The organism is Vibrio ishigakensis, assembly GCF_024347675.1.
Classification (GTDB): domain Bacteria; phylum Pseudomonadota; class Gammaproteobacteria; order Enterobacterales; family Vibrionaceae; genus Vibrio; species Vibrio ishigakensis.
Genome location: NZ_AP024881.1, coordinates 415,791 through 431,416, shown reverse-complemented (window position 1 = coordinate 431,416; position 15,626 = coordinate 415,791). Strand labels below are relative to the sequence as shown.

Annotated in this window: 8 protein-coding genes; 7 read left to right on the top strand and 1 reads right to left on the bottom strand. The window is 49.5% G+C overall.

Features of this window, described 5'->3' with window-relative positions:
• Positions 1-63: 63 nt before the first annotated feature.
• A complete protein-coding gene (locus Pcarn_RS02055) occupies positions 64-1,011 on the bottom strand; it encodes a TIGR01212 family radical SAM protein (RefSeq protein ID WP_261834749.1) in 948 nt (315 codons plus the stop codon).
• Positions 1,012-1,526: 515 nt separating this feature from the next.
• Between Pcarn_RS02055 and gltB (Pcarn_RS02050) the strand changes: the two genes are divergently transcribed.
• From gltB (Pcarn_RS02050) to Pcarn_RS02020, 7 genes are all read left to right on the top strand, one after another.
• Positions 1,527-6,068 (top strand): glutamate synthase large subunit, encoded by a 4,542-nt coding sequence (gene gltB / locus Pcarn_RS02050; protein WP_261834748.1) that lies wholly within the window; start codon positions 1,527-1,529, stop codon positions 6,066-6,068.
• Positions 6,068-7,537, top strand: coding sequence for a glutamate synthase subunit beta (locus Pcarn_RS02045; RefSeq protein ID WP_261834747.1), 1,470 nt, complete (start codon positions 6,068-6,070; stop codon positions 7,535-7,537). The genes gltB (Pcarn_RS02050) and Pcarn_RS02045 overlap by 1 nt, the downstream gene beginning before the upstream one ends.
• A 300-nt stretch (positions 7,538-7,837) precedes the next feature.
• Positions 7,838-12,301, top strand: coding sequence for a glutamate synthase large subunit (gene gltB / locus Pcarn_RS02040; protein ID WP_261834746.1), 4,464 nt, complete (start codon positions 7,838-7,840; stop codon positions 12,299-12,301).
• A gap of 22 nt (positions 12,302-12,323) precedes the next feature.
• Entirely contained in the window at positions 12,324-13,736 is a 1,413-nt protein-coding gene (locus tag Pcarn_RS02035) for an FAD-dependent oxidoreductase (RefSeq protein ID WP_261834745.1), read from the top strand.
• 4 nt (positions 13,737-13,740) lie between these two features.
• A complete protein-coding gene (locus tag Pcarn_RS02030; RefSeq protein ID WP_261834744.1) occupies positions 13,741-14,172 on the top strand; it encodes a DUF1499 domain-containing protein in 432 nt (143 codons plus the stop codon).
• Positions 14,173-14,239: 67 nt separating this feature from the next.
• Entirely contained in the window at positions 14,240-14,932 is a 693-nt protein-coding gene (gene mtnN / locus Pcarn_RS02025) for a 5'-methylthioadenosine/S-adenosylhomocysteine nucleosidase (protein ID WP_261834743.1), read from the top strand.
• A complete protein-coding gene (locus tag Pcarn_RS02020) occupies positions 14,929-15,546 on the top strand; it encodes a trimeric intracellular cation channel family protein (protein WP_261834742.1) in 618 nt (205 codons plus the stop codon). Before mtnN ends, Pcarn_RS02020 begins: the two co-directional genes overlap by 4 nt.
• Positions 15,547-15,626 lie beyond the last annotated feature (80 nt).

The following is a 15,626-nucleotide window of genomic DNA, read 5'->3' as shown; positions in this document are numbered from 1 at the left end:
CCTGAAGTCTATCGCGCCCTAATCAAAATGTAACCCAAGCGTAGCGGGTTCAGTGACTTAGATTTAAACCTGAGCGGTGAGTACCGGTTTTTGATACACAAAAGGCTGCTCGAGCAGTGCCCCCTGCGCACCATCTCGGTCCAGCGCCCGGCCTATCTCTGTCATCGCAAGCCAGCGGTTCTCACACCAAAGTGGCGAAAGTAAGGTTGGACGACGTGCCGAAGATGATACTCGGTGATACACCACCTCGGGTGGCGTCATTCGAATCAAGGTTGATGCGATATCCACATAGTCCTCTAGAGATGGTGCCTCTAGCTTACCCGCCTTCCAAGCCTTAGCCATGGTGCTGCCCTCAACGATATGCAAGCCGTGAAGCTTGATACCATCGGTACCCACCTCAAGCACCTTGTTCAAGGTATCGATATTGTCTTGCTTGGTCTCTTTAGGTAGCCCAACAATCAGATGCGTGCACACCTTAATGCCGTTCGCGCGCGCCTTCTTGGTGATCTCGGCATAGCATTCGAAGTCATGACCTCGGTTGATGCGCTTTAGGGTATCGTTGCGGGCAGTCTGCAGACCAAGCTCGAGCCAGATCTCATAACCTTTCTCTTTATATTCCACCAGCAGATCCATTACCGCATCCGGAACACAATCTGGGCGCGTGCCGACACATAGACCAACGATGTCAGACGAGCGAAGCGCCTGCTCGTACATGTTTCTTAAAACCTGCACCTCAGCGAAGGTGTTGGTGTACGCCTGAAAGTAAGCAAAGTACTTCTTGGCGCGCTTCACCTCACCAGAACGGTCGTTAAGCTGAACTTGTATAGACTGAGACTGAGTAGATTCATCAACAAAAGAAGAGACGTTACAAAAGGTGCAACCACCTCGACCGATAGTGCCATCTCGGTTAGGGCAACTAAAGCCACCGTGTAGGGTCAATTTATGAACCTTTTCTCCATAGCGACGCTGAAGATCTTGTCCAAGTGTATTTACCAGTTCGTGTAGCTGCATCCGATGATGACCCATTATTCAAAGTGACTATTTATCCTTGTGAAACTTAATTACATCCTTGCAAGTTAGTTCCGCTATTTTACCATGCACGCCGTTCTAATTCGACGCTCAATTTATAGGCAGAAAATCTCTGCAAACCTTTGCTTGTGAATCAAAACGCACATTTGTTGATATTTTGTGACCAATTATTGGTCATCAAAAATCCATTTTGGTGCAAGTTTCGTTGGAATTTGCCTAAACAAAATTGTAGGATAGTTTCACTTGTCTCTAAAATACGCTGAGATTTATTCAGTTTTTTTAGATGATTAGTCGGTCAAATTCTACACCTACCTATAAGATTCACTGCTTCTCAGTGACACTACATAAGAATTGACCAAGGGAATGTTTTACTCGCGAATTTTTCAGCGAGAGACGGAATGGATGCTCGCTAGCTTTCCTCAAAGTTAGCTCATAAAAGACAACTACAAGGATTGACCCAGGATCACTGCGGTCAAATTAGATTGGAAGGATTATCTATGTTGGATAGAGAGCAATCAGCGCAAGGTCTATATACTCCAGAACTGGAGCATGACGCTTGTGGTATCGGTTTTGTTGCTCACCTCAAAAACCGAAAGTCTCATGAAGTCGTTACACAGGCTCTAGACATGCTAGCTCGTATGGAGCACCGTGGCGGTCAGGGTTGTGACCCAGCTTCAGGTGACGGCGCCGGTATTTTGTTGCAAAAACCGCACGAATTCCTGTTGGAAGAGACAGTTAAACTTGGCATTCGCCTACCATCTTTCGAAAAGTATGGTGTGGGTGTAGTACTATTCCCTCGTGACGAGTACAAGCGCGCACAATGTCGCGACATCCTAGAGCGAAATGCACAACGCCTTGACCTAGAAGTTCTAGGCTACCGCGTACTGCCTACCGACAACTCTATGCTAGGCGCAGACCCGCTGAGCACTGAGCCACAGTTTGAACACGTATTTATTACCGGTGGTCCAAGCACCACACCTGAAGAGCTAGAGCGTAAGCTATATGTTCTGCGTAACTACACTGTACGTGTTTGCCTAGAAAGCGTATCCAACATAGGTGACGACTTCTATATCAACTCTCTTTCTTACAAGACGTTGGTATATAAAGGTCAGCTAACTACCGAGCAAGTACCGCAGTACTTCCTAGACCTGCAGAATCCAACCATGGTGACTGCACTAGCACTGGTACACTCTCGTTTCTCAACTAACACCTTCCCGCGTTGGCGTCTGGCTCAGCCTTTCCGCTACATCGCACACAATGGTGAGATCAACACAGTTCGCGGTAACCTGAACTGGATGAAGGCACGTGAAGCCATTATCGAATCAGACCTGTTTACTCAGGCTGAGATCGATATGCTGTTGCCTATTTGCCAAGAAGGTAGCTCAGATTCAGCTAACTTCGATATGGCGCTAGAACTGCTTGTTCTATCTGGTCGTAGCCTACCACACGCTCTTATGATGCTTATCCCTGAAGCGTGGCAAGAAAACAAGAACATGGATCCTAAGCGTCGTGCCTTCTATCAGTACCACGCTAACATCATGGAACCATGGGACGGCCCTGCTTCTGTTTGTTTCACTGATGGTGTTCAAGTAGGTGCAACCCTAGACCGTAACGGTCTGCGTCCATCTCGCTACACAGTGACTAAAGACGACTTCCTAGTCATGGCATCTGAGTCGGGCGTAGTAGAAATCGAGCCAGAGAACGTTGAGTTCCGTGGCCGCCTACAACCAGGTCGTATCTTCGTTGCTGACCTAGAGCAAGGTCGCATCATCTCTGATGAAGAAGTTAAAGACTCTATCGCTACCGCTCAGCCTTATGAGAAATGGGTAGAAGAGAATCTACTGAGCCTGAAGAAACTGCCAGATGCAGAGAACGAATTCAGCCAGCCATCTCCAGAGAAACTACTGCACAAGCAGCAAGCCTTCGGTGTGAGCTCAGAAGAAGTTAACGAAATCATTGTGCCTATGGCTAAAGATGGCAAAGAGCCACTTTCTGCTATGGGTGCCGACTGGCCGCTAGCCGTGCTATCGCACCAGTCACAACACCTATCAAACTACTTTAAGCAACTGTTCGCTCAGGTAACGAACCCGCCGATCGACCCGATTCGTGAGCGCATGGTTATGTCCCTGAATACCTACCTAGGTAAGGACCAAAACCTGCTTACCGAGACCCCAGAGCACTGCCAAAAGGTTGAGCTTGAATCTCCGGTACTGTCTAACTCTGAGCTTGAAAAACTGCGTGCCATCGATAACGAACACCTGCAGGCGAAGACGCTAGATATCGTATTCCAAGCAAGCGAAGAAGAAGGCAAACTAGAGCGTGCTCTGAAGCGTATCTGCCAATATGCAGAGGATGCGGTCATTGACGGCTACTCTATCATCTTGCTGACTGACCGTGCGGTGAACTCGAACCACGCCGCTATCCCAGCGATGCTGGCGGTAGGCGCCGTGCACCACCACCTAATACGCAAAGGTCTGCGTGCTAAGTGTGACATCGTTGTTGAAACCGCAGATGCACGTGAAACGCACCACTTTGCAACCCTAGTAGGCTATGGTGCAAACGCGGTTAACCCATACTTGGTTATCGAAACCATGGTTGACCTTCAGCGCACTAAGAAGCTAGGCCCAGAGACCAGCATCAAGGACCTATTCGAGAACTATCGTAAGTCTATCAACGGCGGCCTGCTGAAGATCTTCTCTAAGATGGGTATCTCTACGCTACAGTCTTACCACGGCGCTCAGATCTTTGAAGCCCTAGGCATTAGCAAGTCTGTAGTAGACAAGTACTTCACCGGCACCGTTTCTCGTATCCAAGGTCTGACTATTGATGATATCGCTAAAGAGGTATTGGTGCGTCACCGCATCGGTTACCCAACACGCGAGATCCCAGTTCAGGTACTAGATGTGGGTGGTGTATATCAGTGGAAACAGCGTGGTGAAAAACACCTGTTCAACCCAGAGACCATCTCTCTACTGCAACAATCTACTCGTAACAAAGACTTTACTCAGTTTAAGCAATACGCGAAAGAGGTAGATGACCAAGGCGATAACGCAGCAACACTGCGTAGCCAGCTAGACTTTGTTAAGAACCCTGCAGGCTCTATCCCCCTAGCAGAAGTTGAGCCAATCGAGAGCATCCTAAAACGCTTTGCAACCGGTGCAATGTCGTTCGGTTCTATCTCGTACGAGGCACACTCTACCCTAGCGGTGGCGATGAACCGCATCGGCGCGAAATCTAACTCAGGCGAAGGTGGTGAAGACCCAACTCGTTTCGAGCGCAAAGAGAACGGCGATTGGGAACGCTCAGCTATCAAGCAGGTAGCATCTGGTCGCTTCGGTGTTACCTCATACTACCTAACCAACTCTGATGAAATTCAGATCAAGATGGCACAGGGTGCTAAGCCTGGTGAGGGCGGTCAGCTTCCTGGCGATAAGGTAGATGACTGGATCGGTGCTACTCGTCACTCGACTCCGGGTGTCGGTCTTATCTCACCACCGCCACACCACGATATCTACTCTATCGAGGACTTGGCTCAGCTTATCTATGACCTGAAGAACGCAAACCGCTCGGGCCGTGTAAACGTGAAGCTAGTGTCTGAGGCAGGCGTTGGTACTATCGCATCGGGCGTTGCTAAGGCAAAAGCGGATGTTGTACTTATCGCAGGCTTTGATGGCGGTACAGGTGCATCACCTATGTCGTCTATTCGTCACACAGGTCTGCCATGGGAACTAGGTCTAGCTGAAACCCATCAGACTCTACTGAAGAACGGCCTACGTAACCGTATCGTGGTTCAATCAGACGGTCAGATGAAGACCCCTCGCGACCTTGCAGTAGCAACTCTACTAGGTGCCGAGGAATGGGGCGTAGCAACTGCAGCGCTTGTGGTTGAAGGCTGTATCATGATGCGTAAGTGTCATAAGAACACCTGCCCTGTAGGTATCGCAACCCAGAATAAGACCCTACGTGAGCGCTTCGACGGTCGCGTGGAAGACGTAGTAACCTTCTTCCAATACATGGCTGAAGGCCTACGTGAAATCATGGCTGAGCTTGGCTTCCGTACTATCGATGAGATGGTAGGTCAATCCCAGAAGCTTAAGGTTCGTGAAGATATCGCTCACTGGAAATATAAGAACCTAGACCTATCTCCTGTGCTTCATATTGAAGAAGCGCGTGAGGCAGATGGCGTTTACAACCAAACTGAGCAGAACCACAACCTAGAAGAGGTTCTGGACCGCAAGCTTATCCAAGCAGCAATTCCGGCTCTTGAGAAAGGTGAAGCAGTTAAGGCTGAGTTCCCTATCATCAACACCGACCGCTCTGCAGGTACCATGCTGTCGAACGAGATTTCCAAGGTTTACAAAGACCAAGGTCTACCACAGCCGATGGAAGTGAAGTTCAATGGTTCAGCAGGTCAGTCATTCGGTGCATTCCTAGCTAAGGGCGTGAAGTTCGAGGTTGAGGGTGACGCGAACGACTACTGGGGTAAAGGACTATCTGGCGGTACGCTAGTACTGTACCCAGATGCGAAGTCCAACATCGTACCTGAAGACAACATCGTTGTAGGTAACGTGTGCTTCTACGGCGCGACCTCAGGTGAGTCATACATCCGCGGTCTTGCAGGCGAGCGCTTCTGCGTACGTAACTCAGGTGCCAAGGTTGTAGTTGAAGGTGTCGGCGACCACGGCTGTGAATATATGACAGGTGGTGTTGCGGTTATCCTAGGCTCAACGGGTCGTAACTTTGCTGCGGGCATGAGTGGCGGTGTCGCTTATGTATGGGACAAGTCTGGTGACTTTGAAAGCAAACTAAACCCAGAGCTTGTAGACCTAGACCCAATCGAAGCAGAAGACAAAGCACTCCTAAAAGAGATGCTAACCAAACATGTAGAGTTCACAGGAAGTGAAGTTGCAAAGTCTTTCCTAGACAACTTTGAAGCTAGCCTAGCCACCATGGTTAAGGTAATGCCGCGCGATTACAAAGCGGTACTTCAAAAGCGTAAAGCTGAGTCTGAGCAATCAAAAGAAGTGGAGGCAGTATAATGGGCAAGCCTACTGGATTTTTAGAGCATGGTCGTGAGCTTCCACAAAAGCTCGACCCTGCGGTTCGTATCGAAGACAACAAAGAGTTTGTGCTAAACGAAGAGTTTGGTGACAAGATCAACACTCAGGCATCACGTTGCATGGATTGTGGCGTACCTTTCTGCCACAGCGGTTGTCCGATCGGTAACATCATTCCTGAGTTTAATGACGCGGTATACCGTGACAGCTGGGAAGAGGCGTGGAACATCCTAAGTTCTACCAACAACTTCCCTGAGTTCACCGGTCGCGTGTGTCCTTCTCCTTGTGAGAGTGCATGTGTATTGGGTATCAACCAAGACCCAATCACCATCTGTAACATCGAAAAGACCATAGTTGAGCGTGCCTACAAAGACGGCTATGCCAAGCCTAAGACACCTCGCTCTCGCACAGGTAAAACCGTTGCCATTATCGGTAGCGGCCCTGCAGGTCTTGCAGCGGCAGAGCAGCTCAACAGCGCAGGTCATACAGTGACAGTGTTTGAACGTGACGAAAAAGTAGGTGGTCTACTGCGCTTTGGTATCCCTGACTTTAAACTAGGCATGGACATCATCGACCGTAAGGTAAACCTAATGGCAGAGGCTGGCGTTAACTTCGTTGTTAACGCACACGTGGGTGTTGATGTAAACGCACAGCAACTTCGCCAAGATTTTGATGTGGTTCTGCTAACTGGTGGCTCTACCGTACCACGCGATCTGCCTATCCCAGGCCGCGAGCTAAAAGGCGTGCACTTTGCCATGGAGTTCCTTGGTCAAAACAACCGCCGTGCTAACGACATGGACCTGAAAGGTGAAGAGATTCACGCTAAAGATAAGCACGTTGTGGTTATCGGTGGTGGTGACACTGGCTCTGACTGTGTGGGTACCTCTAGCCGTCACAAGGCGAAGAGCATCACGCAGGTTGAGATCATGCCTATCCCACCAGAGAAGCGTCCTGCAAACATGCCTTGGCCTCAATATCCAATGATCATGAAGACCACTACCTCTCATGAAGAAGGCTGTGAGCGTCATTGGAATATCCTGACCAAAGAGTTTATCGGTAATGATAAGGGTGAGCTTGAAGGTTTGCGTATCGCTGACATCGTTTGGCAAGACGCTAAACCTGGTGAGCGCCCGAGCTTTGAAGAAGTAGCGGGTAGCGAGCGTGTTATCCCATGTGAGATGGCGTTCCTAGCGATGGGCTTCCTCCACCCAGAGCCAACGGGTGTGCTAGCTCAGCTAGACATCAAGCTGGATGACCGTGGCAACGTAGCAACCGAAGGCTTTGCTACCAACCAGAAAGGTGTATTCGCAGCTGGCGACATGCGCACTGGTCAATCTCTAGTGGTTCGCTGTATCAATGAAGGCCGCGAGTGCGCTATCGCAATCGACAAATTCTTGATGAACAGCTCTAACCTAGAGGCAAAAGCAGACTCGCTGATGCTATCTGCATAATTATTACATCCACTCACCCCTTTGGTGAGATTTTAAAACTCCAATCTTGGCCAGCAGTAAAATGCTGGCCTTTTTTATATCTGTTCACTACTGCCCACCCTGTCTCTTATAACCTTGACCTTTGACGCGTAAAGTTTTAAGTTGTCAAATTCGTGCAAACTATTTATGTCGTAATTGTTATCAAATAGTGAGTCACTCTGCGTTATATCAAGGACCCAAGACCAACCTGAGCTCGACTACATAAAACGACATTTTGCTTGCTTACAAATTCAAGTAACGGTGAACAAAAGGAGTATGGCAATGGCCTTGTATGACCCGAACTTAGAAAAGGATAACTGTGGATTTGGTTTGATCGCCCATATGGAAGGGGAAACCAGCCACAAATTGGTTCGCACAGCTATTTCAGCTCTAGATCGAATGACCCACCGTGGTGGTATCAACTCGGACGGAAAGACCGGTGATGGTTGTGGCCTACTGCTACAAAAACCCGACTCTTACTTCCGATTGATAGCCGAAGAGCAAGGCTGGAATCTAGGCAAACAATACGCTGTGGGCATGTTCTTCTTTAGCCAGGACCCTATCTTGGCCGAGCAGAGCAAAACCATTATTGAAAAAGAGCTGGGTAAAGAGACCCTATCTGTTGAGGGGTGGCGCGAAACGCCGACCAATCCAGATGTGCTAGGTCCTATCGCTACCGAGTCTCTTCCTGCAATCGAGCAGGTCTTCATCTCAGCTCCGGCCGGCTGGGGAAGCCGAGATATTGAAAGACGTCTATACATAGCAAGGCGTCGCATCGAGAAGGCACTAACCGACCAGAAGAACTTCTACATCTGTAGCCTTTCCACCCAGGTTATCGTCTACAAGGGGCTATGTATGCCCGCAGACCTGCCAAGGTTCTATCTCGACCTTGCAGATCTGAGATTGGAATCGGCCATCTGTCTGTTCCACCAGCGCTTCTCTACTAATACCCAGCCGAAATGGCCACTGGCACAACCCTTTAGATACCTAGCGCACAATGGTGAGATCAACACCATTCAAGGTAACCGCCAGTGGGCGAAGGCTCGCGCGTACAAGTTCTCATCACCACTTCTGCCAGATCTACAATCTGCGGCACCATTTGTGAATGAAACAGGTTCAGATTCCTCGAGTCTGGATAACATGCTAGACCTATTCCTAGCCGGTGGCATGGATATCTTCCGTGCAATGCGCATGCTAGTTCCGCCTGCGTGGCAAAACCACCCAGATATGGATCCAGATCTGCGCGCTTTCTACGACTTCAACTCCAAACACATGGAACCTTGGGATGGCCCTGCAGGTATCGTTCTGTCTGATGGTCGTTATGCAGCCTGTAACCTAGACAGAAACGGTTTACGCCCTGCTCGCTACGTGATTACCAAGGATAAGCTGATTACCCTCGCTTCCGAGGTCGGCATCTGGGATTACGCACCGGATGAGGTATCTGAAAAAGGCCGTGTTGGCCCCGGTGAGCTTTTGGTTGTGGACACCAAAGAAGGTAAGCTTTGGCACTCTGATGAGATAGACAACGACCTTAAGAGCCGTCACCCATACCGCGAATGGATGGAGAATAACGTTCACAAACTGACCCCGTTCGAACAGCTCAGCGGTGAGGCGATTGGCCAGCGCAGCTTTAGTGAAGATGAGCTAAAGACCTATCAGAAGCAGTTTGCCCTGAACCGTGAAGAACGTGAGCAGGTCATCAATGTTCTGGGCGACATGGGCCAAGAAGCCGTCGGCTCAATGGGCGATGACACCCCAATGGCGGTGCTTTCATCAAAAGAGCGACTAGTAACCGACTACTTCCGTCAAAAATTCGCTCAGGTAACCAACCCGCCTATCGACCCATTGCGCGAGAAACACGTTATGTCTCTTGCCACCAGCGTCGGTCAAGAGATGAATGTGTTTAATGAGACCGATGGGCACGCCTATCGTGTCACATTCGACTCGCCAGTACTTCTCTACTCAGATATGCGACAACTGATGGAGCTTAGCCAAAAGCACTATAAGCACGAGTACTTTGACCTTAATTTCGACCCGCAAGAGCAAGACCTAGAGCATGCCATTGTTGAACTATGTAACAAGGTTGAGAAATCTGTAGAGGAAGGCTTGGTATTAGTGGTCCTATCGGACAGAAATATACAAACAGGCAAACTTCCTATCCCTGCGGCCATGGCCGTGGGTGCTGTGCAAAATCGTTTGGTTGAGGCTCAACTGCGCTGTGATACCAACATCATAGTAGAAACAGCCACAGCCCGAGACCCTCACCAGTTTGCAGTCCTATTTGGCTTCGGTGCAACCGCGGTATACCCATATCTGGCTTATGAAACCTTGGGTGAACAGATAGACAATGGTGGTATCGATAGCAACTACGCCACTGTGATGCTCAAATACCGCAAGGGTATCGATAAAGGTCTATTTAAGATCATGTCCAAGATGGGCATCTCGACTATCGCTTCCTATCGCTGTTCCCAGTTGTTTGAAGCAGTTGGCCTGCATCAGGATATTATCGAGCTCTGCTTTAAGGGTGTGAGTAGTCGTATCCAGGGGGCACACTTTAGTGACTTCCAGCAAGATCTGTTTAACCTGTCACGCAAAGCCTGGACTAAACGCAAAGACATCGAGCACGGTGGCTTGCTGAAATACGTCCACGGCGGCGAGTACCACACCTACAATCCAGATGTAGTACAGCAGCTACAAACAGCAGTGAAAACCGGTGAGCATCACGACTATCAATCTTTTGCTAAGCAGGTCAATGACCGTCCAGTTTCCACACTGCGCGATTTGATGAAGCTTAAACCTGCACAAACCCCTACACCACTTGAGCAGGTAGAGCCGAGCAAGGACCTATTTACTCGCTTTGACTCAGCAGCCATGTCTATTGGCGCCTTGAGCCCAGAAGCGCACCAAGCACTGGCTCAAGCTATGAACCACCTTGGTGGTTACTCAAATTCAGGTGAAGGGGGGGAAGACCCAGCTCGTTTCGGCACCAATCGTAACTCACGTATCAAACAGGTAGCTTCAGGACGCTTTGGCGTTACCCCACACTATCTGACCAATGCTGATGTGCTTCAGATCAAGGTGGCCCAAGGGGCGAAGCCTGGTGAAGGTGGTCAGCTACCGGGGCACAAAGTTACCGCCGAGATTGCTCGTCTGCGTCACTCAGTACAAGGGGTTACCCTTATCAGTCCACCGCCACACCACGATATCTACTCTATCGAGGATTTGGCTCAGCTTATCTTTGACCTTAAGCAGGTCAACCCAAGTGCCATGGTGTCGGTAAAACTGGTTTCTGAGCCTGGCGTTGGCACCATAGCCACCGGTGTGGCTAAAGCCTATGCTGACCTTATTACCATCTCTGGTTATGACGGTGGTACTGCTGCGAGCCCGTTAACTTCGGTGAAATACGCAGGTAGCCCTTGGGAACTTGGTCTTGCGGAAACCCAGCAAGCTCTGGTTGCTAACAACCTACGCCATAAAATTCGCCTACAGGTTGATGGTGGCCTGAAAACCGGCCTAGACGTAGTCAAAGGCGCTATCTTGGGTGCTGAAAGCTTTGGCTTTGGTACGGCGCCTATGGTGGCAATGGGATGTAAATTCCTGCGTATCTGTCACCTCAACAACTGCGCAACCGGTGTAGCGACTCAGGATGAGACATTACGCCGCGAATACTTTAAAGGCTTGCCTGAGATGGTGATTAACTACTTCACTGGCCTAGCCGAAGAAGTACGTGGCTATCTGGCAGAGCTTGGCGTCGAGAAGCTTACCGACCTTATCGGTCGTACCGATCTTTTAGAAACGGTTGAAGGCTTTACTGCTAAGCAAAGCAAGCTAGACCTGTCTGATATCTTGGAAGCGCCAGTATCACCAATGGGTCATCCATTGTTCTGGAGCGAGCCAAACAAGCCGTTTGATGGCGCTGAGCTCAACCAGCATATCGTTACTGATGCACTGCAAGCGGTGATCAATCGCGACAGCCTCAACCTTTACTATGACGTGAAAAACACTGACCGCTCCATCGGCGCTAGCCTATCTGGAGAGATAGCTAAACGCTACGGTAATGGCGGTATGGCAGCGAGCCCAATCACACTGAATCTAAACGGCACAGCAGGTCAGTCCCTTGGGGTTTGGAATGCTGGCGGGGTGAACATCAACCTTACTGGTGATGCCAACGACTATGTGGGCAAAGGTATGGCTGGCGGTTCTATCTGTATTAAGCCACACGTGGGTAGCGCATTTGAATCGCAAGAAGGCGCCATTATTGGTAACACCTGCTTGTATGGTGCAACTGGCGGTAAGTTGTTTGCTGCAGGCCGTGCGGGTGAGCGCTTTGCCGTGCGTAACTCAGGCACGATCGCCGTTATCGAAGGCGCGGGTGACAACGCCTGTGAATACATGACTGGCGGTATCGTAGCCATCCTGGGCGCAACTGGGGTGAACTTCGGCGCGGGCATGACTGGCGGCTTCGCTTATGTGTTCGACCACAATGAAGACTTCCAGGGACGAGTAAACGAGGAGTCCGTTGAGGCGATCTCCCTTGAAGACCTAGTGATCCACCAAGAACATCTACGCGGTTTGATCGCGGAACACTTAGATCAGACGGGATCGAGCCACGCAGAGTCGATCTTAGCTAACTTCGATCAGTGGATCCCTCGCTTCTATCTGGTAAAACCAAAAGCAGCCGATCTCAATACCTTGCTCGGTCATCAAAGCCGTAGCGCCGCTGAACTTAGAGTTCAAGCTCAATAATTGTGGGTAAGGAAACGAAATTATGAGTCAGAATGTTTATCAGTTTATCGACGTTAATCGTGTCGACCCGGCAAAGAAGCCGCTTAATATCCGCAAGATAGAGTTCGTAGAAATCTACGAACCCTTCACTAAACAACAGGCGAGCGCTCAAGCTGACCGCTGCCTAGATTGTGGTAACCCATATTGCGAATGGAAGTGCCCCGTACACAACTACATCCCTCAATGGCTAAAACTGGCCAATGAGGGACGCATCATAGAGGCGGCTGAGCTGTCTCACCAAACCAACTCACTGCCGGAAGTGTGTGGTCGCGTTTGCCCACAAGACAGGTTGTGTGAGGGATCTTGTACCCTAAGTGATGACTTCGGTGCGGTAACCATAGGCAATATTGAAAAGTACATTACAGACAAGGCCTTCGAGATGGGCTGGCGCCCAGATATGTCTAAGGTAGTATGGACAGATAAAAAGGTCGCCATTATTGGCGCAGGACCAGCAGGCTTAGCCGCTGCAGACATCCTAGTGCGCAATGGCGTTAAAGCCGTGGTCTTCGACCGTTACCCTGAAATTGGCGGCCTACTCACCTTCGGTATTCCATCGTTCAAACTTGAGAAAGAGGTGATTCAAAACCGTCGCGAGATCTTTACTGAGATGGGGGTTGAGTTCCGCCTCAACACCGAAGTAGGTAGCGACGTGACTATGGAATCGCTTATCGAAGAGTACGATGCCGTATTCCTAGGTGTAGGCACCTATAAGAATATCCGAGCAGGCCTTGCCAACGAAGATGCACTGGGTGTGTATGATGCCCTGCCGTTTCTTGTCTCCAATACCTACAACGTAATGGGACTAGATTCGAAAGAGCCTCTAGTGAGTATGGAAGGTAAACGTGTAGTGGTTCTCGGTGGTGGTGATACCGCGATGGATTGCGTACGTACCTCTATCCGTCAAAATGCGAAAAACGTTATCTGTGCTTATCGCCGTGATGAAAAGAACATGCCGGGCTCACGTCGTGAGGTGAAAAATGCTCGTGAAGAGGGCGTGGACTTTCAATTCAACCTTCAGCCTTTAGGTGTCGAGGTCGATTCACATGGCAAGGTATCTGGAGTTAAGGTAGTGAAAACAACCTTAGGAGAGCCAGATGAAGCAGGTAGACGCCGCCCAGTTGAAGTTGCTGGAAGTGAACACGTTATCCCTGCAGATGCGGTAATCATGGCATTTGGCTTCCAGCCTCATAAAATGGATTGGCTAGCACCTCATGGGGTGGACCTAGATGATTGGGGTCGCATCAAGGCACCCGCGCAACAAGAGTTCACCTTCCAAACCACTAATCCGAAGATCTTTGCTGGTGGTGATGCGGTTCGAGGATCTGATCTAGTGGTGACTGCTATAGATGAAGGCCGCAAGGCTGCCGACGGTATCCTTGATTATCTACAGGTATAGTTGAATGAAGAAAGCCTTAACAATCGCTAGCTTGGCCGTGCTCAGCACGGCCTGCAGTAGTGGAGATATCCAGATGCAAGACAGATCCCTTAACCCATGTGGCGATAAACCTAATTGTGTCTCTACTCAAGATGACAGAGAGAAACATTCGCTGGCTCCATATTCCCTCACCAAAGAGTCGAGTATCGATGGTATCGAACAGGCTGCGCTGAGTTTAGGACGCGCTAAAACCGCGGTAAAAGAGAGTGACTATCTGCGCATTGAATACACCAGTCGCATCTTTAGGTTCGTCGATGATCTCGAGCTCAGGATCCAAGATGGTAAGCTTATCGTGCGCTCGGAATCTCGCACTGGACACTCGGATTTTGGGGTGAATCGAGAACGTGCGGACAAGCTCAGAAAAGCACTGCTAGAAGCCAACCAAATTAACCCATAAACCTCTTGTATATTTTTTAGCTGTATGCGAATCTCGCTCAAAATTATCTATCTAGAGCGAGATTTGCATGAAAGTCGGAATTATCGGCGCGATGGAGCAAGAGGTTTCCATCCTAAAACAGTCTATTTCCAACCTTGTTGAACAACAAAAAGGTGGCTGCACCTTTTTCACCGGCCAGATCAATGGCGTTGAGGTTGTCCTTCTGCAATCGGGTATCGGCAAGGTAGCCGCCTCTGTAGGTACCACACTTCTTATCAGTGATTTCCAACCTGATGTTGTGATCAACACTGGCTCTGCAGGTGGCTTCGATTCTAGCTTGAACCTAGGTGATGTAATCATCTCTACTGAAGTTCGCCATCATGATGCTGAAGTAACTGCATTTGGTTATGAAATTGGTCAAATGGCAGGTCAACCAGCGGCCTTCATTGCTGATAAAGAACTTATCGAATTGGCAGAGAAAGCACTGACTGGTCAACACGCAGTTCGCGGTCTTATCTGTACTGGCGATACCTTTGTATGTACTCCAGAAGCACAGGCCCGTATCCGTCGCGACTTCCCAAGCGTTATCGCTGTTGAGATGGAAGCATCGGCTATCGCGCAGACTTGTCACCAGTTCAAGGTACCTTTCGTAGTAGTACGTGCTATCTCTGATGTGGCAGATAAAGAATCACCAATGAGCTTTGAAGAGTTCCTTCCACTGGCAGCAAAAAGCTCATCGGAGATGGTATTTAACATGCTTGATCTGATTGCTAAACGATGAGCCTACTCTATTTTATAGACCTTTTTGGTACAGCCATCTTTGCCATCTCAGGGGTACTGCTTGCAGGACGCCTGAGAATGGACCCGTTTGGCGTGCTAGTGCTTGCCTCGGTAACTGCTATCGGTGGCGGCACCATTCGCGACATGATGATAGGCGCGACACCTGTTTTTTGGATAGGTGATACCAGCTATATCTGGGTGATCATACTCACTAGCTTGGCTACCATGCTGATCGTTCGTCGACCTAAGCGCATCCCTTGGTATGTCCTGCCAGTGTGCGATGCTATCGGTCTTGCGGCCTTTGTGGGGATTGGTGTGGAGAAGGCTCTCACCTATCAAGACTCTTATCTTATCGCGGTGATGATGGGCGTATTAACCGGTTGTGGTGGCGGTATCATACGTGACATCCTAGCTCGAGAGATCCCTATGGTACTTCGAAGTGAGGTATATGCGACTGCCTGTATCGCAGGTGGTGTTGTGCATACATCTCTGCTATCTCTAGGCCTTGGCACCAACAATGCCATGCTCGGCGGTATATTCGTAACCCTAACTATCAGGCTAGCAGCGATACGTTGGCACCTCTCATTGCCAACCTTTGCACCCAAGAAAACATAGCTAGAAAGGCATCCTCGGATGCCTTTTCTTTTGCCTCGAGATCATCTAACTTGAGAGAACTGATTCCTAAATTTCATACC